A 23,374-nucleotide genomic window follows, 5' to 3' on the forward strand; every position below is an offset into this window, starting at 1 on the left:
TACTCAGGCCAGTTCAAGCTCGGCATTCGCAGCAGCCGCAGGCACCACCGCCTGACCGCTCAACGCGAGGTCAAGCAGTTCACGGTTGGCTACTGCATACATGGCGTAGTCAGTGCCGCTCGCCGCACGGATTTCCACCAGCATGGCGCGCCAGCGCTCGATCATGCTTTCGTGCTGTGCCATCCACAGCGCCAGGCGTGCTTCCACGTCCTGAGTGCCGTCGCCCTGTTGCAGGACAGAGATGGTGATCGCACGTTGCTGCCAGTCCACATCGTCACGGAACGCTTCACGGGCCAGGGCCTGCCAGTTGTTTTCAACCGGCAGCGCGCTGATCTGTTGCAGGTACCAGGTGATGTCCAGCGCACTGCCCACGGCGAAGTAGGCCTTGGCCACTTCGGCCGGATCCTGGCCAGTGACGTCGGACGCTTCGATGATCGGCAGCAGGGTGTACAGGTGCGAAGTGCCCGCCACCATACGCGCCAGCAACTCCGGCACACCCGCCGCGACGTAAGCCTGATAACGCGCCTGCCAGTTTTCACGGATTTCGCCGCTCAGCAGTTCGTCGAGCTTCAGCCCCAGCTCCTTGAGGTGCGGACCGAAGTGCGCGACGTCACGGGCAGCGTTCTGCTCGTTGCGACGGGCACGCAGGAACCAGCGGGTAGCGCGACGGCCCAGACGCATCAGCTCGTCCATCAGCTCCAGTTGCACGTCAGCGGAGACCTGATAGTCCAGCGCTTCGATCTGACGGAACCAGTGCGGGAGGTGGAAGATGTCACGCACGATCACGTAGGCGCCAGCCACGTTCGCCGGGCTCATGCCGGTCGACTCTTTGAGTCGTTGAACGAAGGTGATGCCCATGTGGTTGACCAGGTCGTTGGCGATCTGGGTGCTGACGATCTCGCGCTTCAGACGGTGACGACGCATGGCTTCGGAGAACTTGCTGACCAGGGTCGGCGGGAACGCCGTTTCCATGTCGCGGGTCAGGTAGTCGTCGTCCGGCACCAGCGAGTTCAGCAGCTGTTCCTTGAGGTCGATCTTGCTGTACGAGATCAGCACCGACAGCTCGGGACGGGTCAGGCCATGGCCTGCCGCAACGCGCTCGTTGATCTGCTCTTCGGTCGGCAGGAACTCGATGGCACGGTCCAGCTTGCCCCGGCCTTCGAGGTCGCTCATCAGACGCTTGTACTCGGCAATGCGCTCGTAGGCACGACGCGCCGCCAGGGACAGAGCCTGGGTCTGCTTGTAGTTGTTGCCCAGCACCAGACCACCGACTTCGTCGGTCATGCTCGCCAGCAACTGGTTGCGTTGCTTGTCGGTCATGTCGCCGGCCTGAACCACTTCGTTCAGCAGGATCTTGATGTTCACTTCGTGGTCGGAGCAGTCCACGCCACCGGCGTTGTCGATGAAGTCGGTGTTGGAGCCGCCGCCATTCAGACCGAATTCCACACGACCCAGTTGGGTCATGCCGAGGTTACCGCCCTCGCCCACTACCTTGCAGCGCAGCTCGTTGCCGTTCACGCGCAGTGCGTCGTTGGCCTTGTCGCCCACGTCGGCATGGCTTTCGGTACTGGCCTTGACGTAAGTACCGATACCGCCGTTCCACAGCAGATCCACCGGCGCCTTGAGCAAGGCGTTCAGCAGTTCGGTCGGGGTCAGCTTGTCGGCCTTGATGTCGAAGCGTTCTTTCATCTGCGGCGAGATGGCGATGCTCTTCGCGCTGCGCGAGAAGATGCCGCCGCCTTCGGACATGATGCTGGTGTCGTAGTCGGTCCAGGCCGAACGCGGCAGGTCGAACATGCGCTGACGCTCGACGAAGCTGGTCGCCGGGTTCGGGTTCGGATCGATGAAGATGTGCATGTGGTTGAACGCGGCAACCAGTTGCAGCTTGTCGGACATCAACAGGCCGTTACCGAATACGTCACCAGCCATGTCACCCACGCCGACCACAGTGATGCTGTCTTCCTGAACATTGATGCCGCGCTCGCGGAAGTGGCGCTGTACGCCGACCCACGCGCCCTTGGCGGTGATGCCCATTTTCTTGTGGTCGTAACCGGCGGAACCACCGGAGGCGAACGCGTCACCCAGCCAGAAGCCGTAGTCGATGGCGATGCCGTTGGCGATGTCGGAGAAGGTCGCAGTGCCCTTGTCCGCGGCCACTACCAGGTACGGGTCATCGTCGTCATGACGCACGACGTTGGCCGGCGGCACCAGCGCGCCGTCTTTCAGGTTGTCGGTGATGTCCAGCAGACCGGAAATGAAGATGCGGTAGCAGGCGATGCCCTCGGCCGCGATCTCGTCACGGCTGCCGCCCAGTGGCAGGCGACGCGGCAGGAAGCCGCCCTTCGCCCCCACCGGCACGATGACCGAGTTCTTCACTTGCTGGGCTTTTACCAGGCCGAGGACTTCGGTGCGGAAGTCTTCTTCACGGTCGGACCAGCGCAGACCACCGCGCGCAACGTTGCCGAAGCGCAGGTGCACGCCTTCGACACGTGGCGAGTAAACGAAGATTTCGAACTTCGGTACCGGCTTCGGCAGCTCAGGGATCGCGTGCGGGTTGAACTTGAAGCTGAAGTACGACTTGTTCTGGCCGTTGGCATCAGTCTGATAGAAGTTGGTACGCAGGGTGGCTTTGATCAGGTCCAGGTAACGACGCAGGATGCGGTCTTCGTTGAGCACCTGAACGTCGTCCAGTGCGGTCAGAATCGCCTGTTCCAGACGCTGTTGCTTGTCTTCCAGATCATCGCTGCCCAGCTTGCGCGCCAGGTAGAAACGGGTCTTGAACAACCGGGTCAGCTCGCGAGCGATGTCGGTGTGGTTGTTCAGGGTGCTGGCGATGTAACCCAAGTCGAAGCCCAGACGAATCTGCTTCAGGTAACGGGCGTAGGCACGCAGCAGCGCCACGTCGCGCCATGGCAGACCGGCGGTCAGCACCAGACGGTTGAACGCATCGTTCTCGGCATCGCCACGGACGATGTGGACGAACGCGTCCTGCAGGGTGTCGTTGAGTTGCTGGATATCCAGCTCCAGACCTTCTGCCGCAGTGAACGCGAAGTCATGAATCCAGAACTCGCGGCCGTTGGTGTGGCGCAGACGGTACGGGAACTCACCCAGCACGCGCAGGCCGAGGTTTTCCAGAATCGGCAAGACGTCGGACAGCGCCAGCGGCGTGTCGGCGTGGTACAGCTTGCAATGCAGCTCGCGCTGACCGGACACCTGGCCCAGCGGCTGATAGAAGCTCATCACCAGCGGATTTTTTTCGTTCAGGCTCAGCAGGTGCTGCATGTCGACCACAGCCGAATGCGCCGCGAAACGCTCGCGGTAACCGGCCGGGAAGCCTTTCGGGAAATCCGCCAGCACGTTGGTGCCGTGGGCTTCGCCGAAGCTTTCGACGGTCAGTGCGGCGTAGTCGTCCTGCCAGCTGCGGCAGGCCTGTACCACTTCTTTTTCCAGCAGCAGCGGGTCGATGTCGATGCGGTTCTTCGGATCAACACGCAGGATCAACTGCACGCGGGCCAGCACGGACTCGGAGAAGAAGGTCCAGAACTCGCAGTCGGTGGCCTTCAGGCGCTCCATCAGCACCTGCTGGATCTTCTGCCGCACTTCGGTGGAATAGATGTCGCGCGGCACGTAGGCCAGGCAGTAGCAGAAGCGACCGTACGGGTCTTTGCGCAGGAACACGCGGATCTTGTTGCGTTCCTGGATCTGCACGATCGACATCACGGTGCTGAACAGTTCGTCGACCGGGGTCTGGAACAGGTCGTCACGCGGCAGTACTTCGAGCACCTGCGCCAGTTCCTTGCCCAGGTGAGCCTTGGACTGGAAGCCGGAGCGGCGTTCGATTTCTTCGACCTTGCGACGGATGAACGGAATGACCCGCACGCTCTCGCCATACACCGAGGAGGTGTACAGGCCCATGAAGCGGTGTTCCTTGATGACGTTGCCGTCGGCGTCGATTTCACGGATCGACACGTAATCCGGGTAGGCCGGACGGTGTACGCGGCTCGGGTGCGCAGCCTTGGCGAACGACAGCAGGGTCGGTTCGCGCAGGTAGTTCACTGCGTAGTCTTCGATGTGACGGTCTTCGTTGGTCAGGCCGGTACGCAGCAGTTTGGTCAGACCGAGGAAGGAATTCTGGTCGTATTCGATGTGGCCGCCATCGGCCTGATCGACAACGGTGAACTCTTCGTAGCCGAGGAAGGTGAAGTGGTTGCCCACCAGCCATTCCAGGAAGCTCTTGATTTCGGTCTTTTCGTCGGCATCGACGGCGAATGCGCTGTTATCGAGCTTGGTGAGGATCTCCTGCACCTTGGCCTTCATCGGCTCGAAATCAGCGACCGCGACGCGCACTTCACCGAGCACCTGCTCCAGTTCTTTGCTCAGCACATTCAGTTCAGCCGCGTTGGCGCAGCGGTCGATTTCCAGGTACATCAGCGACTCGTGCAGCACGCCTTCGCCGGTGCTGCCCTTGGGCAGGATTTCCAGCAGCTCGCCCTTGCTGCCACGACGTACGCTGAGCACGGTGGTCTGCAGGGTGTGGATGCTGTAGCCGCGACGGTTCAGCTCGGTGCGGACCGAGTCGACCAGAAATGGCAGGTCGTGGTGCAGGACTTCGACCGCGGTGTGGGTCGACTGCCAGCCATGACGCTCGTAATCAGGGTTGTAGACGCGCACTTGCGGTTGCGCGTGATCGAAGCGCTCAAGCAGGCGCCACGCGGAAAGAGTACAGCCAGCGAGGTCGGAGAGGCGACGTTGAGTCAGCTCGTCCAGGGAAATGATGCCGAAGAATTGTTCAGCGAACAGCGCCACTTGTGGCAGTGCCTGTTCACTGATGTGCTGCGCCAGTGCCGCTTGCAGTTGGTGCTGGAAGTCGGCTTTGCTGGCTGCGGTGAAGAACGCCATCTGTGGTACTCCGCTTAAGCTTGTTATTGATGGAAAGCGTCGCGTGCAACACCCCTTTCGGGGCTTGTGTCGCCCTGTTCCTGATTCTCGGGCAGAGGAAACAGGGGGACAGGTGGGTGAAGCTGGACGAGACACTCAGGTCACATTCACCTTCCATTGAATGGGCATCTGCAAAAACGACTGTCGAGGCTGCCGACAATGTCTTTACGGGTGCTCATCCGTTGCGCAGCTTAATGGGTGCGACAATGTGTCTGCTTGCGGTGCTGCGACATATTCGGTCATTGGCACGTAAACCAAGGCTTTGGCAACGGTAAACACTAGCATTCATGGCGGAAAACGGCGGCTTGAATGCCCGTATTTACGGTACATCTGTGCCGGAAGTGACCATTGACCTGTGTCGCGTTCACGACACATCCTCTGACACTCTCACATGCAGAAATTCCCGAGGGCTGGCAGAATCGCGCCCAATTGCGACCAACACGCCCGCCGAGGCAGGAATTCCCCCATGCAAATGACCACCGCCCTACTGATCGTCAACCCGTGCGACGACGAAGAAGACAACATGGCCATGCTCTGCTGCCATAGCGACAAGGGCGACATGTTTCTGATGAGCCGCTATCCGGACGAGGACGAGCTGGAGATCACCCTGGATGGCGAGCCTTCGACGCTGGACGGCGTGAAAGTCACCCTGTCCAAGACTCTGCTGAAGATTGAAATCGCGGCGGCGGATGCCGATGCGCTGAATGGCGATGATGTGCTGGAAATTACCTTCAATCCGGACATGGTTGATCTGGCTGAAGTTGAAGAAACCCTGAAGAATATTCTGGATGGGACTGGCACTTTCATTAGCCAGATTTGATGGCGTCTTGAAGGGCCTCATCGCGAGCAGGCTCACTCCTACAGTACGGTGTACGACGCCCCTATGTAGGAGTGAGCCTGCTCGCGATAGGGCCGGAACAGTCAACCAATCACTTCCCGGCTACAAAATTCCAACAAATCCCCCAGTCATTTCCCGCACTTTGCGCAAAATGCCGTTAGTCGCCACCCCCCTCGATGGATTAAAGTAACGCCCCCAGCCCCGGCGTTATCCGAACGCCTGCGGCCACCCTTTCCAGGAACAGTCACCGATGGAACATCGTGAAGCGCTGCTGGCGCTGCGAACCTTTCTTTCAACGCAGATTCTCGGCCAGGAAAAACTCATCGAGCGTTTGCTCATCGCCCTGCTCGCCGACGGCCACATGCTGGTCGAGGGCGCTCCGGGTCTGGCCAAGACCAAAGCGATCAAAGAACTCGCCGAGGGCATCGAAGCCCAGTTCCATCGCATTCAGTTCACCCCTGACCTGCTGCCGGCCGACATCACCGGCACCGAGATCTATCGCCCGGAAACCGGCAGTTTTGTGTTCCAGCAAGGGCCGATCTTCCACAACCTGGTGCTGGCGGACGAAATCAACCGGGCCCCGGCCAAGGTGCAATCGGCGCTGCTCGAAGCCATGGCCGAGCGTCAGGTCAGTGTCGGGCGCAGCACTTACGAGCTGTCGCCGCTGTTTCTGGTGATGGCCACGCAGAACCCGATCGAGCAGGAAGGCACCTACCCGTTGCCCGAAGCCCAACTCGACCGCTTCCTGATGCACGTGAAAATCGGTTTCCCGGACGCCGCCGTCGAACGCCGGATCCTGCAGCAGGCCCGTGGCGAAGCGCTGAATGGCGAAACCAAACCGGAACGCCGGGTCAGCCAGCAGGCGATCTTTGCTGCGCGCAAGGAAATCCTCGGTCTGTACATGGCCGACGCCGTGGAGGAATACCTGGTGCAACTGGTCATGGCCACGCGCACCCCGGCCAAGTTCGACCCGGAAATGGCCGAGTGGATCGCCTATGGCGCCAGTCCACGTGGCTCGATCGCCCTCGACCGCTGCGCCCGGGCCCACGCCTGGCTGGCCGGTCGCGACTTCGTCAGCCCGGAAGACATTCAGGCGGTGCTGTTCGACGTGTTGCGGCATCGCATCATTCTGTCGTTTGAAGCCGAAGCCGCCGGCATCGATCAGGATCGGGTGGTGCAGCGGATTCTCGACGTCGTAGCCGTCGCTTGACCCCCATGAACGCCCCCCTGCCGTCCGAACCGGGCATCCGCATCAGACTCACCGATCTGATCGAGATGCGCCACCGTGTGCGCGAAGTGCAGCTGTTTTCCACACCCAGTCAGCGCAGTCCGCTGATCGGTCTGCATCACTCGAAATTCCGTGGTCGCGGGGTCGACTTCGATCAGGTGCGGGTCTATCAGGCCGGCGACGACGTGCGCACCATCGACTGGCGCGTGACCGCGCGTACCCAGGAGCCACACACCAAGCTGTTTCATGAAGAACGCGAGCGACCGATTTTCATCATGGTCGAGCAAAGCACCCGGCTGTTTTTCGGCTCCGGGCTGATGTTCAAGTCGGTGCTTGCAGCGCAAGCGGCGGCGCTGATCGGCTGGGCGGCGCTGGGGCACAATGATCGGGTTGGCGGACTGGTGTTCGGCGACAACGAGCATTACGAAATCAAACCGCGCCGCAGCAAGCAGAGCCTGCTGCAATTGCTCAACCGCCTGGTCAGGGTCAATCAGTCGCTGCACAGCGAACGCGAGCCGGACCGCGACGCCCTCGGCGTGGCGCTGCGCCGGGCGCGTGAGGTGTTGCGCCCGGGCAGCCTGGTGATCGTGATCTGCGACGAGCGCGCGCTGTCCGACAGCGCCGAGCAGCAACTGAGCCTGCTATCGCGTCATTGCGATCTGTTGCTGTTGCCGCTGTCCGATCCACTGGATCACGCCCTGCCTGCCGCCGGGCTTCTGAGATTCGCGGAAAGAGGCGCACAGCTGGAACTCGACACGCTGAATTTCGAGCTGCGCCAGACCTATCGCGCTCAGGCCGAAGCACGCATCGCCCGTTGGGAATTGCTCGCGCAAAAACTGCGGGTGCTGCTGATGCCATTGAGCACGCAAAGCGAAATGGTCGAGCAGATGCGCGAGTTCCTCAATCCGCAGCGCCCGGGGAGCAGTCGATGAACGGCCTCGAACAACTGCAACCGCTGATTTCGCCGCCGCCGATCGACTTCTGGCCGCCAGCGCCGGGCTGGTGGCTGCTGCTGTTATTGCTGCCGCTGCTGGGCTTCGCCGTGTGGCGTTTGCGCCGGTTCATTCCGACCAGGAAACGCCCGATCGTGCGCGCCGAACAACCGCTCGACCCCGTGCGCATCGCCGCACTGGCCGAACTGGCGCAGATGCCCAAACCCTACGACGGCGCACCCGCCGGTGCCTGGCTGCAGCAGCTCAACGGTCTGCTCAAACGCCTGTGCCGCAACCACTACCCCTACAGCCAGAGTCACACGCTCAACGGCCGCAAATGGCTGGCGTTTCTCGACAACCGTTGCCCGGCCGCCGGCCTGACGCGCTGGATGGTGCTGGTCGAAGGCGCCTATAAACCCGAATGCAAACTCGACGACAAAGCCATCGCCGGCCTGACCCAAGCCGTCGACACCTGGATTCGCAAGCATGTTTGAGTTCGCCTGGCCGTGGATCTTCGTGCTGCTGCCACTGCCGTGGCTGATGCGTCTGGTGCTGCCGGTGGCCGACAGCGGCGAGCCGGCGCTGCGCGTGAGTTTCCTCTCCGACCTCGAAGGCCTGGCGCGGCGCCGGGCCCGCGCCAACCTGCCGGCGTGGCGCCAGCAAGCGCCGTTCCTGCTGCTGTGGCTGTTGCTGCTGAGCGCCGCCGCGCGTCCGCAATGGCTCGGCGACCCGTTGCCGATTGCCGCCAGCGGCCGCGATCTGCTGGTGGCGGTGGACGTGTCCGGCTCGATGGATTTCCCCGACATGCAGTGGCAGGACGAAGACGTCAGTCGCTTGTCGCTGGTTCAGCATCTGCTCGGCGATTTCCTTGAAAGCCGTGATGGCGACCGCGTTGGTCTGATCCTGTTCGGCAGTCAGGCCTATCTGCAGGCACCGCTGACGTTCGACCGGCATACCGTGCGCGTCTGGCTCGATGAAGCGCGCATCGGCATCGCCGGCAAGAACACCGCCATCGGCGATGCGATCGGTCTGGCGCTGAAGCGCCTGCGTATGCGTCCGGCGCAAAGCCGAGTGTTGATTCTGGTCACCGACGGCGCCAACAACGGCGGCGAAATCGATCCGCTGACCGCAGCGAAACTGGCCGCCAGCGAAGGGGTGAAAATCTACCCGATCGGCATCGGCGCCGACCCCGAAGACAGTGGTAGCACCGGCCTGCTCGGGGTCAATCCGAGCCTGGACCTCGACGAGCCGGCCCTCAAAGCCATCGCCAACGCCACCGGCGGCCAATACTTCCGCGCCCGCGACGGCAAAGAGCTGCAAGCGATCCGGGACACCCTCGATCAACTCGAACCGGTGACCCAGCAACCGACCCAGGCGCGCCCGGCGCAAGCCTTGTATCAGTGGCCGCTGGCCTTTGCCCTGCTGCTGAGCCTGTTGCTGGTCGCCCGCGAATTGTGGCCGGACAACCCGCTGCAACGCCTGTTTACCAAGGAGCTGTATCTGCAAAGTCCGTTGCCTGACTGGCGTGAGCGTCTCAAGCGCCTGCGTCTGCGGAGGCGCCGATGATCGCGCTCTGGCCGCACTGGTTCCGCCCTTGGTGGCTGCTGCTCCTGCCGCTGCTCGGCTGGCTGATCTGGCAACTCTGGCACCGGCAGAAACGCGCCGGACGCTGGCAGATGATTCTGCCGCCGGCGTTCCACTCGACGCTGCTCAGCGGAGGCAATGGGCGCACCAGCAAACTGCCGTGGGTCGCCCTCGGCGTGGCGTGGCTGCTGACCATCGTCGCCCTGCTCGGGCCGAGCTGGGAACGCGTCGAACAGACCAGCCAGAAGCCTGCCGATCCATTGGTGGTGGTGCTGGAGCTGACCCCGGAAATGCTCGCCACCGACTCACCGCCAACGCGACTGGAACAGGCCCGGCGCAAGCTGTTCGACCTGTTGCAGGTACGCAGCGACGCGCAGACCGCGATCGTCGTCTACGCCGGCAGCGCGCACACCCTGGTGCCGCTGTCGGATGACCTGGCGACCAGCCACAATCTGCTCGACGCCCTCAAGCCGTCGCTGATGCCGGAAAGCGGCCATCGCGCTGATCTCGGCGTAAGCAAAGCATTGGCCTTGCTCAAGCAAGGCGCGCTCGGTCAGGGACGGATTCTGCTGATCGGCTCCTCGCTGACCGAAGAAGAACGCCAAGGCATTCGCCACGCCCTCGGCCAGCAATCGGCGCAACTGCTGATGCTCGGCATCGGCACCGCTGAAGGCGCACCGATCGCTCAGGAGGACGGCAGTTTCCTCAAGGACGAACAAGGCGCGATCCGCGTGCCGCAACTCGACAGCCCGGGCCTTGGCGCATTCCTCGCCAGTGTCGGCGGCGAGTACCACAGCGCGCGGCTGGACGAATCCGATTTGCGCGCCCTCGGCCTGCTCGATGGCCCGCGCAGCTTGCGCGACGATGGCCAGACCGTGCGCCTCGACACTTGGGCCGATCAGGGATACTGGCTGTTGTTGCCGCTATTGCTGCTCGCCGCCTGCGCCGGACGGCGTGGCTGGTTGTTCTGCCTGCCATTGCTGTTGTGCCTGCCGCAGCCGAGCTACGCTTTCGACTTCGAAGACCTGTGGCTGCGCCCCGATCAACAGGGCCTGCACCTGCTCAAACAGAAGCGTCCGGCCGAGGCTGCCGAACACTTCGAAGATCACCAGTGGCAAGGGCTGGCGTTGTACGAGGCCGGCGATTACAGTGGCGCCGCTCAGCGTTTCGCCGAAGGCAGCGATGCCCGCGCCCACTACAATCGTGGCAACGCCCTGGCGAAAAGTGGTGAGCTGGAAGCCGCCATCGATGCCTATGAGCAAGCACTGGAACTGCAACCGGACTTGCGCCCGGCGCTGACCAATAAGGCCCTGGTGGAAAACCTGCTCAAGCAGAAGAACACTCCGCCGCCAGCCGAGCCACAACCGCAACCAGCTCAGCCGAATGTGCCCGGCGATGAACCACCGCCAGCGACCACGCCGCCACCCGCGGTGAAAAGTGACACCCCGAGCGAGGCGCAGCCCGGCGAGTCGGCCAACGAATCGCCGCCGACCACCCCGCCGCAGCCAGGCCCCAACGAAGTGCCAGGCAGCGATGAAGCGGAAGAAACCGACACCGTGCCAACGCTGCGACCGAGCGAGGACAACCTCGAAGGCGAGCAGCGTCAGGCACTGGAACAATGGCTGGGCAAGATCCCCGACGACCCGGGCGAACTGCTGCGACGCAAATTCTGGTACGAACAGCAACAACATCAGGATCAGGAAAAAACTCGATGACCCGTTTCACCGCTCTCTTGCTGCCCCTGCTGCTCTGCATGGCCAACGCCCAGGCGGCCGAGCTGACGGCCAGCGTGGATCGCAGTCGCCTGAACTCCGGCGAGACGGTCGAACTCACCCTCGAAACGGATGATGTCACGCAGTTCGGCAAACCCGACCTGACGCCGCTGGAACCGCTGTTCGAGGTGCGCGGCACGCGTCAGGTCAACCAGTTGAACACCCTCAATGGCGACAATCGCGCCACCACGCGCTGGATCATCACCCTGCTGCCGAAAGAGAACGGCAGTGTGGTCATTCCGCCGTTGCAACTGGGTGAGGTGCAGAGCCAGCCGATCACCGTGCAAGTAATCGAGAGCGACAGCCGCGAAGAGAAAAACAATCCGGATCCGGTGTTCATCGAGGCCAGCCTCGACCAGTCCAGCGTGTATGTGCAGGCGCAAGCGATCCTGACCCTGCGCATCTATCACTCGGTGTCGCTGTACGACGACAGCAGCCTGACCCCGTTGCAGATTGCCGACGCGCGTATCGAGCAGTTGGGCGACACGCGCACTTACGAGAAAGACATCAACGGCGTGCGCCATGGCGTGATCGAGATGCGCTATGCGATCTACCCGCAGCACAGCGGCTTGCTGACCATCGCCCCGCAGACTTTCAGCGCCACACTGGTCGACACTCAGCCGGCTCAGGACGCGACCGCGCAAGGCCCGAAACCGGGCAAGCTGCTGCACGTCAGCTCCTCAGAGATTCCGCTGACGGTCAAACCAAAACCGCTGACTTACCCGGCCGATGCGCCGTGGCTGCCGGCACGCAGCCTGAGCCTGAGCGAAAGCTGGAACCCTGAGCCGGATCATCTTCAGGTGGGCGACTCCCTGACCCGCAGCCTGACGTTGAAGGCCGAAGGCCTGGCCAGTTCGCAGCTACCGGCCCTGCCCGCCACAGAGGCCAACGGCCTGCGCCGTTACCCGGATCAACCGGTGCTGAGCAACCAGAGCGGCGAGCGCGGCCTGATCGGCAGCCGTGAAGAACGCGAAGCGCTGGTGCCCAGCCGTAGCGGCAGCATCGAACTGCCGACCGTCGACGTAATCTGGTGGAACACCTTCGAAGATCATCTGGAGCACACCAGCCTGCCGGCGCGCACCCTGCAAGTGGCGAACAACCCGAGCCTGCAGGTCGACACCCCGACCGGCAACCTGCAACCGGGCACCGTCGATAACGATGTGTTGTGGTGGTGGAAACTCAGCACCCTGATCCTCGCCTGCACCACCCTGCTCGGCTTCGGCCTGTGGTGGCGTGCGCGCTGGCAACCGGCGGTGCATCGCGCCGCCCAAACCGGGCCGAGCCCGCGCACCTTGATGGACGACATCAAGCGGGCGTGCCAGGCGAATGATCCGCAAGCGACGCGGCAGGCACTGGACGCATGGGCGCGGCAGCAGCCGGAAACTTTGGCAGACATGGCGGCGCGCTTCGTACCGCTTTCCGACGCCCTCGACGGCCTCAACGGCGCGCTGTACAGCGAGACGGGGCAGCATTGGCAGGGCGAGGATTTGTGGCGGGCGATCCGTACCATTCCGGCGGCCGAGCGGGTGCAGGATCCGGTGGGTGACAGCGGGTTGCCGCCGCTTTATCCGAAGTAAAAGGCAAAAGATCGCAGCCTGCGGCAGCTCCTACAGGGATCACGTGTAGGAGCTGCCGCAGGTTGCGATCTTTCAGGCATTGAAGGTGTTATGACGTTTGTTGGCTTTCTGCCGCTTCAAGCAGTCGCGTCTCACGCATTCCCAAACCACGGGACAGCGCTGTGGCTTCGTAGAAGATTTTGCCGTTGAGCTGGTCGGCGACGGCATCGCTGTTACCGCCAGCCGGGCCACGGCCCCAGGTCACGACTTCGCCGCTGGAGGTCAGCGCGGCGAAGGCGTGGGTGTTGCCATAAATGGCGCGGACGTTAACCAGTCTGGCCGCAATGGCATTCGGGATTTCACCACCTCGATCAGCAGTCCCCCAGGCTACAACGGTGCCGTTGGCGCGCAATGCGGCAAAAGCAACGTACCCGCAGACCACCTGTACGATGTCAGTCAATGCTGCAACCGGCGCAGGAATAGCCGGGGATCCCCACCCCACTACACGCCCACTGCTCAGCAGTGCGACAAATGATGCATAGTGCCCCGTCACCGTCCGGATATCCGTCAGGGCTGCGATCGGTGCAGGGACGTTTCCGCCATATACCCCGCTCCCCCAGGCAACAACGCTGCCATCGCTGCGGCGCGCGGCAAAGGCGCGCTCGGTTCCGCTCAGTTCCACAATGTCTGTAAGCCCCCCTATCCCGGCGGGCACAACTCCCCCATAACCGGTACTGCCCCATGCTACTACCGCACCATTGGCACGCAGGGCGGCAAAAGCATAAGCGGTAGCTACTAGATCGACGATGTCAGTCAATGCCGCGATGGCCGCAGGCAAATTACCTCCCCAGGTTTGGTGCCCCCAAGCCACTACCGAACCATTGGCACGTAGCGCAGCAAAGGCGTAGAGGTTGCCAATCACTCTGACGACATCCCTCAGCGCAGGTATTGGCTGTGGGAGTGTTGCACCCCAGGTAGGGCTTCCCCACGCCACCAGACTCCGATCGCGACGTAGCGCAACAAACACATAACCGTTGCCGCTTACCGCTACGATATCCCGCAAAAGACTGATGGGTTCCGACACCTCTCCTCCGTTTCCACTCAGCCCCCAAGCCACTACCCCACCAGTGGCCTGTCGTGCCGCAAAGGCATAGCCGCAGGCACTCAACGATATGGCATCGGATATGTCCGGTAACGAATCCCCCAGATCCCCACCACGGGCAGGCTTACCCCATGCCACCAGGGCTCCACGCTCAGTCCGTGCCGCAAAGGCCGCGTTGTTTGCTCCCTCGCCGGATATAACATTCCCGTTCCCGCACAGGTTCTGCGGATTGATCGTCACCTGATCATCACTGATCCGCACATGCAGCAGCCGGTCCGGACGGGTGTCACGGAACGTCGCACCACTAACCTCGCCCTCCTCGCCGTTATAACGCCACCAGGCCTTGACCGGCTGCCGGGTGGTTGCATCCAGCGCGGTCAACCACGCAGTCCCGCCGCCATACATCTGGTAATTACCCCGCGAGCGCGCGCCCATCACCTGCAACCGGCCCGTCCCCAGCGAAGCACGCACGTCATAAACCGCCACCCGCGAATACTGGCGACCACCGGCCTGACGCACAACGGTGCAGTCCAACGAGATCTCCCGCCCGACGTTTGCCAACACCACCGACTGCGGCACGCTGATCAGTTTGTCGCGCCCCGCTTCTCCGCTCTCCACGCGAAACGGCACGATGGCGGTACCGCCTCCGGCAACGCCGATCCAGCGGATCTCGCCGCTGTCGCCCACCCTCAGGCCATACGCCGCAGCCAGACGCACGGTTGCACCTACCGCAGGCACCGCGCTCGCGTCAATCTGGTCGCCGCGCGCGTCGTCAATTGAGGGCGGATCGAAATCCAGCAGGGCATTGCCGACCCGCAAGGTCAGTGGAAAGGAGTAACCCAGGGTCTTGCCGTCACGCACGATGAAATAGTCGATGACGATCCGGCGATTGAGGTTGTTGGTCACAAACTGTTTCGGCACCGTGAACGGCACTTCCTTACCCGCAGTTTGCGCTGTAAGACGCAGTGAGCCACTGGTGCTGCCGTTACCGCCCGTACCGCGCCAGCGATAATTCACCAAGTCTTCGGGCTGTGTCTGCAGATACGTCACAATCAATTTACAGCCCAGCGGCGGGACGGCTTCCGGATCGATCAACGACGTGCCAGGCACCGCCTCCTCCACGCGCGGCGTCACGAACAGCGGTTGCACTTCGCCCACCTGCATTTCGAACCGCAACGACTCGCGCACGTTGAGTGTCGCCTCATCATCATTGGCGACGGTATAGAACACCGAGACCTTCAAGCCGTCGAAACGCTGGATCTCCGCGTTCGAGACATTGCGCAACACCGGCTCGTCCTCCGGCACATCGCCAACCGGGCGCGGGTCTTCGTAATAGACGATGCCGCCGCCGGGACGTGTGGCCTCCCAGATCAGCGTCAACAGGTCACTGGCGGCGCGTCCCGCAAACCATGGAATGCGCACGGTGGCCCAGCGTTCGTCCGGGTTCAGCGTACCGGTAGGGGCTTCGTCCACAGTAGGGGACGGCAGTCGGAAGGTCTCCCCCGTCACCGAGATACCGACGGTCTTGGACGGCCGATCGGCCACGCCCGTTCGCTTGAGTATGTAGGAGACACTGGCCCGGCCTTTGGCAATGGCTCGTACCTTGTCGTTCGGCACAGTGAACGGCAGCGCAAGACCGACTCGTGTCACCGACAGCTCTACCGGGCCATGGTTGATCGGTGCGCCCTCGGCGTTGATTCCTCGCCAGGTCAATGCGACGACATCCTGCTCCTGGAAGATGCCAGCGGGGGTATTGACCAGAACGTTCACGTCGTCATCGTTCAATTCGTCGAGGTCGATTTCGTAAGTCTGCGGATCGGCCTCCAGCACGATCGGCGCATCGAGCCGATTTCCTTTCAGATCCACCACGACTCGGGTTGGCGCCGACCATAGGGAACGTGGATCGGGATAGTTGCCACACTCATCGATCACCTGGTACATCACCATCACCCCGGCGCTGTCGCCCGCCTCCTCGATCAGTGCTTGATCGATGGTCACGACCAGCGGGTTGTCGTCGGGGTCGTCAATATGTTTTTGCTCGACAAGGACGTTTTTCTCTACGCTGCCCCACGCCACCTTTACACGGTCGTTGATACGCATGAAGGGGTACGGCAGGATCGTGATCGGCACACCCGCCGCGGCCTCCTCGGGGCCGACGCCATTGTCGATGATGCTTTGGGGAATGTGGTAGCGCAGGTTCTGGTTGCCGGGCGTGGAAAAGTCGTCATCGAAACCGCCCGGGCGATCCAGCTTGACCAGAACCCTCTGAAGCGGCGACTCCTCCGGTGCCTGGTTCGCGCGGGTCACACTGTAGAACACGGGATAGGCATCCCCCCTGCGAATATGCCCCTCGTCGATGACCCCTTTGACGATTTGGTTTTCATCCTCGAGTTCGATGGTTTTACTCCAGACCGGCACCGTCCCGTCGGCCCAATAAACCTTGAACTCGTCGCCCTCCTCCATGTGCAGCCAGGGGTTCACCCGAAAATGCACGCCCCCTTCCACACCGGCCACCCCCAAACCACCGTCGTAGCCCTCCACGGGGGTCGCGAATTTACTGATGGTCATGGGCCTGAGTGCGTCGATATCAGGATCAGAATTCGTGGCTTCAGATGTTGATTTCGTTTTCATGCAAGCAACTCCGTGAGTGGCAGACAACCCGGCCTGACAGCCTGGCGACAGCGGCAATCCCACCACTCGGTGCTGATAGCTGACTACTGTCAGATCTGACAGTAGCGACAGACGGCATCCGCCACGACCTCCTGATTTTTCAAGCCTTTGGGCAAGTCCGCCCGTTTGCCAGTAAACTCCCCCCTCTTTAGCCGCCCATCATTTCCCCGCGGCCATCACCTGTTTATGTAGCGGAGTCCACCTTGCGTCTGTTCCACACCTCCGACTGGCACCTTGGGCAAAACCTGCATGGCCAGGAGCGCGATTTCGAGCATGCGTGCTTTCTCGAATGGCTGCTGCGCCAACTGCAACTGGCGCAGCCGGATGTGCTGCTGATTGCCGGGGACATCTTTGACACGGTCAATCCGCCGGTCAAAGCCCAGGAACGCCTCTACGATTTCATCGTCAGCGCTCACGAGCAGCAGCCGTTGCTGACCATCGTGATGATCGCCGGCAACCACGATTCCGGCTCGCGCATCGAGCTGCCGGCGCCGTTGATGCGCCGTTTGCGGACCCATGCGCTGGGGCGGGTGTTGTGGCTGGATGACGGCCAGCTCGACGCCGAACGTCTGCTGCTGCCGCTGCCGAATGCCCAAGGCGAGATCGCTGCGTGGTGCCTGGCGCTGCCGTTCCTGCGTCCGGCTGAAGTGACCGGTGCGCATCTGGGCGACAACTATCTGCGCGGTATCGGTCAGGTGCATGAATGGCTGATCGAAGCGGCGAATGCCAAGCGTCAGCCGGGTCAGGCGCTGGTCGCCATCAGCCACGCGCACATGGCTGGCGGCTCGGTCTCGGAAGACTCCGAGCGCAGCCTGATCATCGGTAACGCCGAAGCGCTGCCCGCCAGCCTGTTCGGGCCGAGCATCAGCTATGTCGCCCTCGGCCATTTGCACAAGCCGCAGAAGGTCAACGGTGAAGAGCGCATTCGCTACAGCGGCTCGCCGATTCCGCTGTCGTTCTCGGAGATCGGTTATCAGCACCAGATTCTCGACGTCACCCTCGACGGCGAAACCCTGGTCAGCGTCGAGCCGAAACTGATCCCGCGCTCGGTCAACCTGCAACGCATCGGCCCGGCGCCGCTGGCGGAGATCCTGCTGCAACTGGCCGACCTGCCGAACATCGACCTGCTCGCCGAAACCCAGCGCCAGCCATGGCTGGAAGTGCGGGTGACCCTCGACGAACCGCAGCCGGATCTGCGCCATCAGGTGGAAAACGCCCTGCAAGGCAAAGCCGTGCGTCTGGTGCGGATCGCCGCCGAGTACGCCGGCAACCGTGGCGCCGAGGGCAGCGACGACGGCAGCGCGCTGGTCGAACTGGATCAACTCACTCCGCAAGAACTGTTCAGTCGCGCCTGGCTCGACAACTATGGCAACGAGGTCGATGAGCAGACGCTCAAGGACTTCGCCGAACTGCTGCAGGACGTACAGATGGAGGGCGAGCAGCCATGAAGATTCTCGCCATTCGTTTGAAGAACCTCGCCTCGCTGGCCGGGCCGTTCGAGATTGACTTCACCGCCGAACCGTTGGCCAGTGCCGGTTTGTTCGCGATCACCGGGCCGACCGGCGCCGGTAAAAGTACCCTGCTCGACGCCTTGTGCCTGGCGTTGTTCGGCGCCGTGCCGCGCCTGAACAACACTGGCCGTGACGCCAAGGTTCCGGATGCGGACGGCGAAATCGCCACCGGCGACCCGCGCACCTTGCTGCGCCGTGGTACCGGTGAAGGTTATGCGGAGGTGGATTTCGTCGGCGTCGATGGCCGCCGTTACCGTGCGCGCTGGGAAGCCAACCGTGCCCGCGAGAAGGCCGGCGGCAAGTTGCAGGCCAGCCGGCAGAGCCTGCGCGACATCGATCAGGATCAACTGCTCGCCAGCCAGAAAGGCGAATACAAGACCCAACTCGAAGCCGCGCTGGGCCTGAATTTCGAACAATTCACCCGCGCCGTGCTGCTGGCCCAGAGTGAGTTCAGCGCGTTCCTCAAGGCCGACGACAACGACCGCAGCGAACTGCTGGAAAAACTCACCGACACCGCGCTCTACACCCGCCTCGGCCGCCGCGCATTCGACAAGACCAAAGAGGCCCGCGAAGCGCACAAGCTGCTGCAGGATCAGGCCACTGGCGTCACTCCACTGGCCCCCGAAGCCCGCGCCGAGCTGGACGAACGCTTCAACGCTGCCCAGCAGCAATTGAAGTTGCAGCAAGCGCAGCTCAAGCAACTGGAACAACAGCACAGTTGGCTCAAGGATTTGCGCCAGTTGCAGGACGCGCAACAAGCCGCCGCCGAACAATTGCACAGTGCGCAGCAACAGTGGGAAGGTCTGGCCGGCGAGCGCCTGAAACTGACGCGCCTGGAACAACTCGCCCCGCAACGTCACCAGTTCGCGCGCAAGACCGAACTCGATGCGCAACTGACGCCGCTGGCGGCGCAGATTGCCACGCACACTCATCAACACGGCGAACTCGGCGAACGCCAGACACAACTGGAACAGGCGCTCGAGTCAGCGCAAGTCGCCCTCAGCGAAGCGCAGCAGCGACACAGCGAAAGCGCCCCGCTGCTGCGTCAGGCATTCGAGGAGCAAAGCACCCTCGCCCGTCTCGCCAAGGACACCGCACTCAGCGCCGAGGCCCGGCAGTCCGCCGAGCAAGCCTGCACCGAAGGCCAGAGCGCGATTCAGGCGTTGCAGACGAAACAGGCCGAAGTCGCTGAACGCCTGCAGAAAATCGCCGCCGAGCTGGAGCAGAGTGCGGATCTGGCGCCGCTCAGTGATGCATGGAATGCCTACCGCGATCGCCTGCAACAGCTGATGCTGATCGGCAATCGCCTGAACCAGGGCCAGGCCGAACTGGCGACCCTCGAACAGAACGCCGCGCACAGCGCCGACGCGTTGGCTACGCAGAAACAGCAACTGGAAGTGCTGTTCAAAGAGGCCGGCGCCGAGCCGGATGCCGTCGCCGAGCAGATCGGCATCCTTGGCACTCTGTTACAGGACAACCGCAAACAGCTGCGCGCCATCGAAGACCTGACACGACTCTGGGCCAGTCAGCAGGAGCTGGAAAAACGCGGCGCCGAGCTGCAACAGCGCCTGCTCGATGCACAGCAGGAACGCGAGCGCCTGACCCAGGACGGAGTGAAAACCAAGGCCGAGCTGACCGTCGCCGAACAAACCCTTAACGTCACCCGAGAACTGCTCGAACGCCAGCGTCTGGCGCGCAGTGCCAGTGTCGAAGAGCTGCGCGCGCAGTTGCAGGACGATCAGCCGTGCCCGGTCTGCGGCAGCAACGAGCATCCGTATCATCAGCCGGAAGCGCTGCTGCAAAGCCTCGGCCGGCACGATGAGTCCGAGCAGGCCAGCGCGCAGCAAGCGGTGGATCAGCTCAAGGAAAAACTCACCGAGCTGCGCGCCGACGTCGGTGGCGTGATCGCCCGGCAGAAAGAGCTGTTGCAACAGCAGGAGCAATTGACCGCCCAGCTTCAGGCACTGGCGCCGAGTCTGCAGGCGCATCCGCTGGCGCCTCAGTTGCTCAATCAGGACGCCGACAAGCGTGACGCCTGGCTGACCCGGCAGAACGATCAACTGAATCAGAGCATCACTCAGGACGAACAACGCCAGAGCGCCCTGCTCACCCTGCAACAGGACGCGGCGCGCCTGACCCAGCAACTGCGCAATGCCGAAACCGCGCATCAGCAAGCGGCGCAGCACCTGAGCAACCAACAACGCGAACTGAGCAGCGACCGTCAGCGTCTCGACGAGGAACTGACCGCGTTCGCCAGTTTGCTGCCGGCCGACACCCTCGAAGCCTTACGTATCGAGCCGGCGGCGACTTTCATGCAGCTGGACCGGCAGATTGCCGAGCGCCTGGCGCAGGTTGATCAGCAGAAAGAAGAGTTGGCCGAACAGCAGCAACGCCAGCAAACGCTGGAGAAGGAACAGGATCGCCAGCTCAGCCGCGTACAGCAGCTGCAAAGCGCCGAGCAGCAATTCAGCGCACTGGCCGAGCAGCAGCAGGCCAGTCAGGCGAAACTGGCGCAACTGTTGGGCGAACACAGCAGCGCCGAGCACTGGCAGCAGCAACTGGAACAGGCTGTGGATCAGGCGCGCAACGCCGAAACCAGCACCGCTGCGGAACTGCAGAGCGTGCGTACGCAACTTGTGCAAATTGGTACCGAACTCAAGGCGCAACAGGAACGCTTACAGGCGCTGCAAAGCGAAGACAGCGACCTGACGCAGAAGATTGCCGACTGGCGCGCACGCCATCCTGAACTGGATGACGGCGGTCTCGAAGACCTGCTGCGCGTCGATGACACGCAGCTCAGCGAACTGCGCCAGCGCTTGCAGCACAACGAAAAAGCCATCGAACAGGCCAAGGTGCTGCTGCAGGAACGAGATCAGCGCTTGGCCGATCATCAGGCGCAGCACAACGGCAATCTCGATGCCGAGCAACTCGCCAGCGCTCTCGCCGAGCTGCAGAACCAGTTCAACCTCAGCGAGCAACAGTGCGCCGAACTGCGCGCCGAACAAGCTGAAGATCAGCGTCGGCAAAACGCCAATCAGGCACTCGCGCAGCAGATCGCCGTCGCCTATGCCGAATACCAGCGCTGGGCGCGCCTGAATGCGTTGATCGGCTCGGCCACCGGCGACACCTTCCGCAAGATCGCCCAGGCCTACAACCTCGACCTGCTGGTGCATCACGCCAACGTGCAGTTACGCCAACTGGTCAAACGCTATCGTTTGAAACGCGGCGGCAGCATGCTCGGCCTGTTGGTGATGGATACCGAGATGGGCGACGAATTGCGCTCGGTGCATTCGCTGTCCGGCGGCGAGACTTTCTTGGTGTCGCTGGCCCTTGCACTGGGGCTGGCATCGATGGCCTCGAGCACGCTGAAAATCGAATCGCTGTTCATCGACGAAGGCTTCGGCAGCCTCGATCCGGAATCGCTGCAACTGGCCATGGATGCCCTCGACGGCTTGCAGGCCCAGGGACGCAAAGTCGCGGTGATTTCCCACGTGCAGGAAATGCACGAACGGATTCCGGTGCAGATTCAGGTACAACGCCAAGGCAACGGCTTGAGCACACTGGAGGTGAAATGAACACGCTGTATTCGTTCCGCCGCTGCCCTTACGCGATGCGCGCGCGAATGGCCCTGCGTTATTCGGGCGTGCCGGTGGAGATCGTCGAAGTCAGCCTCAAGGCCAAACCGGCCGCGATGCTGGCGATCTCGCCCAAGGGCACGGTGCCGGTGCTGGATGCGCAGGGTCGGGTGATCGATGAGAGCCTGGAGATCATGCGCTGGGCGTTGGCGCAGAATGATCCTGACAACTGGGTGCTTGGCGGTGATTCACGGATTGCCGGGTTGATCGAAGCCAACGATCAGGCATTCAAGGTGCATTTGAACCGCTATAAATATGCCGAGCGTTATCCCGAGCAGCCGATGGAAGTTTATCGGGCTGAGGGGGCGTTGTTTTTGCAGCAGTTGGATGAGTTGCTTGAAGGTCGGGATTATTTGCTGAGTGATCATCCGTGTCTCGCGGATATCGCGTTGCTGCCGTTCGTTCGGCAGTTTGCGCATGTTGATCGCGAGTGGTTTGCGCAGACGCCTTATGTGCGGTTGCAAGCGTGGTTGCAGCGCTTGCTCGAATCCGAGCTGTTCACGGCGATCATGAAGAAGTAACCCGAATTCCTGGTGCCGAGCTCCTTGTGGCGAGGGGATTCATCCCCTCGCCACAATGGTTCGCTCAATCTAAGCCAGCACGGCGCACATACCGAGTGCCGAGCAATCCACTTCAAACGGCCCAAGAAAATCGACCTCAGCCTTGATCGGCGGATTGCCGGCCAGCAACCCTTGGGAGTTGGCCCGTTCGATATTGTGCGCAATGCTGTGATTGGCCTCTATGGCCCGCGCCAGGGCGCCGACCGAGCCTTGGCCGAAGCCGAGCAACGCCGCGCCATTGGTCATCAGTGCCAGCCCGGCGATGACCCAGAGTCTGTAGCCTTTCATGCGCCGCCCACTCCTGCGAGTTCAGCGCGATCAACCAGCACGTCTGCGCGGTGTTCGAACTGGATGCCGGGGTGTGCGACCTGGATCGGTGCGTCGAAGCTGTGTTGGGTTTGCGCGGCGATGCTGACAAACAGCACCAAGGCCAGGTAAAGACCGATGGCCAGGTAGGCGCCGCGCTTGGCTGAAGTAATGATTGAACTGGCCATGATGTGCTCCGTGGGCATGTTTCAGTGCCGTCAGGATCAATCAAAAAAGCCGCGGTAACCACTCGGGGTTTGCCATAGTAAACATCAGCTTGGTTGATTATTTAGCCGGTCTATCTCGGCGTTGAAGGAAACCTATCGAGCGGAGATTTTTCGATCACGCATACGTGTAGGAGCTGCCGAAGGCTGCGATCTTTTGACGTTTAAGATCAAAAGATCGCAGCCTTCGGCAGCTCCTACAGGGAGTTGTTCGAAGCGGGCATTTCAGTGTTGGGCTTTGTGATCCAGCGCGGCGTAGAAGTTGGCGCTCTGTTGCAGGTATTTCTGGGTGTAGCTCTGGGTGTGGGATTTTTTGCCGGCTATTTCAACGTTGGCACTGGCTGGCAACGCAACGGTGGCGGAGATGGCGGAAGCGGCGATGATCGAGAAGAGATTGAAGTTCATGGCGGTAACCCTCGTGTTCGGTTGGCTTGCTTTGCCCGGTTGGGCCGTGGAGCAAACTTAACGCTCGAGGGTTGATCGCTTGAAATGCTTTGTAGCATTACCGGATATCAGCG

At 62.2% G+C, this 23,374-nt stretch carries 15 protein-coding genes; 10 read left to right on the forward strand and 5 right to left on the reverse strand.

Annotated elements, in window-relative coordinates:
* Window positions 1-3: 3 nt before the first annotated feature.
* Entirely contained in the window at window positions 4-4,899 is a 4,896-nt protein-coding gene (locus ACOYXI_RS07130) for an NAD-glutamate dehydrogenase (protein WP_461674616.1), read from the reverse strand.
* Window positions 4,900-5,404: 505 nt separating this feature from the next.
* Here ACOYXI_RS07130 and ACOYXI_RS07135 point away from each other — a divergent pair.
* From ACOYXI_RS07135 to ACOYXI_RS07165, 7 genes are all read left to right on the forward strand, one after another.
* Complete coding sequence (locus tag ACOYXI_RS07135) at window positions 5,405-5,758, forward strand: hypothetical protein (protein ID WP_098964262.1); 354 nt, start codon at window positions 5,405-5,407, stop codon at window positions 5,756-5,758.
* Between the two features lie 268 nt (window positions 5,759-6,026).
* The gene (locus ACOYXI_RS07140) at window positions 6,027-6,986 is read left to right on the forward strand and encodes an AAA family ATPase (RefSeq protein WP_003218556.1); all 960 of its coding nucleotides are present in this window, start codon (window positions 6,027-6,029) and stop codon (window positions 6,984-6,986) included.
* Window positions 6,987-6,991: 5 nt separating this feature from the next.
* Window positions 6,992-7,936, forward strand: coding sequence for a DUF58 domain-containing protein (locus ACOYXI_RS07145; RefSeq protein ID WP_461674617.1), 945 nt, complete (start codon window positions 6,992-6,994; stop codon window positions 7,934-7,936).
* Window positions 7,933-8,430 carry a DUF4381 domain-containing protein gene (locus ACOYXI_RS07150; RefSeq protein WP_007968588.1) on the forward strand — a complete coding sequence of 166 codons (498 nt, stop codon included), beginning with the start codon at window positions 7,933-7,935 and terminating at the stop codon, window positions 8,428-8,430. Before ACOYXI_RS07145 ends, ACOYXI_RS07150 begins: the two co-directional genes overlap by 4 nt.
* A complete protein-coding gene (locus ACOYXI_RS07155; protein WP_253150503.1) occupies window positions 8,423-9,502 on the forward strand; it encodes a vWA domain-containing protein in 1,080 nt (359 codons plus the stop codon). The genes ACOYXI_RS07150 and ACOYXI_RS07155 overlap by 8 nt, the downstream gene beginning before the upstream one ends.
* Window positions 9,499-11,235: a tetratricopeptide repeat protein gene (locus ACOYXI_RS07160; protein ID WP_461674618.1), complete on the forward strand. Its 1,737-nt coding sequence runs from the start codon at window positions 9,499-9,501 to the stop codon at window positions 11,233-11,235. Before ACOYXI_RS07155 ends, ACOYXI_RS07160 begins: the two co-directional genes overlap by 4 nt.
* The gene (locus tag ACOYXI_RS07165) at window positions 11,232-12,869 is read left to right on the forward strand and encodes a BatD family protein (RefSeq protein ID WP_461674619.1); all 1,638 of its coding nucleotides are present in this window, start codon (window positions 11,232-11,234) and stop codon (window positions 12,867-12,869) included. The genes ACOYXI_RS07160 and ACOYXI_RS07165 overlap by 4 nt, the downstream gene beginning before the upstream one ends.
* Window positions 12,870-12,957: 88 nt before the next feature.
* Here ACOYXI_RS07165 and ACOYXI_RS07170 read toward each other — a convergent pair whose 3' ends face one another.
* On the reverse strand, window positions 12,958-16,581 hold the full coding sequence (locus tag ACOYXI_RS07170) for an RCC1 domain-containing protein (protein ID WP_461674620.1): 3,624 nt from the start codon (window positions 16,579-16,581) through the stop codon (window positions 12,958-12,960).
* Window positions 16,582-16,823: 242 nt separating this feature from the next.
* On the opposite strand from ACOYXI_RS07170, the gene ACOYXI_RS07175 reads away from it, so the two are divergent.
* From ACOYXI_RS07175 to ACOYXI_RS07185, 3 genes are read left to right on the forward strand one after another with little or no spacing between them, the layout of a single operon-like run.
* On the forward strand, window positions 16,824-18,068 hold the full coding sequence (locus ACOYXI_RS07175) for an exonuclease SbcCD subunit D C-terminal domain-containing protein (RefSeq protein WP_047598411.1): 1,245 nt from the start codon (window positions 16,824-16,826) through the stop codon (window positions 18,066-18,068).
* Window positions 18,065-21,706, forward strand: coding sequence for an AAA family ATPase (locus ACOYXI_RS07180; protein ID WP_461674621.1), 3,642 nt, complete (start codon window positions 18,065-18,067; stop codon window positions 21,704-21,706). Before ACOYXI_RS07175 ends, ACOYXI_RS07180 begins: the two co-directional genes overlap by 4 nt.
* Window positions 21,703-22,287 carry a glutathione S-transferase gene (locus tag ACOYXI_RS07185; RefSeq protein ID WP_461674622.1) on the forward strand — a complete coding sequence of 195 codons (585 nt, stop codon included), beginning with the start codon at window positions 21,703-21,705 and terminating at the stop codon, window positions 22,285-22,287. Before ACOYXI_RS07180 ends, ACOYXI_RS07185 begins: the two co-directional genes overlap by 4 nt.
* A gap of 69 nt (window positions 22,288-22,356) precedes the next feature.
* Here the strand turns inward: ACOYXI_RS07185 and ACOYXI_RS07190 are convergent, their stop codons facing one another.
* From ACOYXI_RS07190 to ACOYXI_RS07200, 3 genes are all read right to left on the reverse strand, one after another.
* Window positions 22,357-22,614 carry a hypothetical protein gene (locus ACOYXI_RS07190; protein WP_210558801.1) on the reverse strand — a complete coding sequence of 86 codons (258 nt, stop codon included), beginning with the start codon at window positions 22,612-22,614 and terminating at the stop codon, window positions 22,357-22,359.
* Window positions 22,611-22,820, reverse strand: a complete 210-nt coding sequence (locus ACOYXI_RS07195) for a hypothetical protein (protein WP_027613086.1) — start codon at window positions 22,818-22,820, stop codon at window positions 22,611-22,613. Before ACOYXI_RS07195 ends, ACOYXI_RS07190 begins: the two co-directional genes overlap by 4 nt.
* A 261-nt stretch (window positions 22,821-23,081) precedes the next feature.
* Window positions 23,082-23,261, reverse strand: a complete 180-nt coding sequence (locus ACOYXI_RS07200; RefSeq protein WP_047598402.1) for a hypothetical protein — start codon at window positions 23,259-23,261, stop codon at window positions 23,082-23,084.
* Window positions 23,262-23,374: the final 113 nt, after the last annotated feature.

Source organism: Pseudomonas sp. G3-19 (assembly GCF_054855875.1).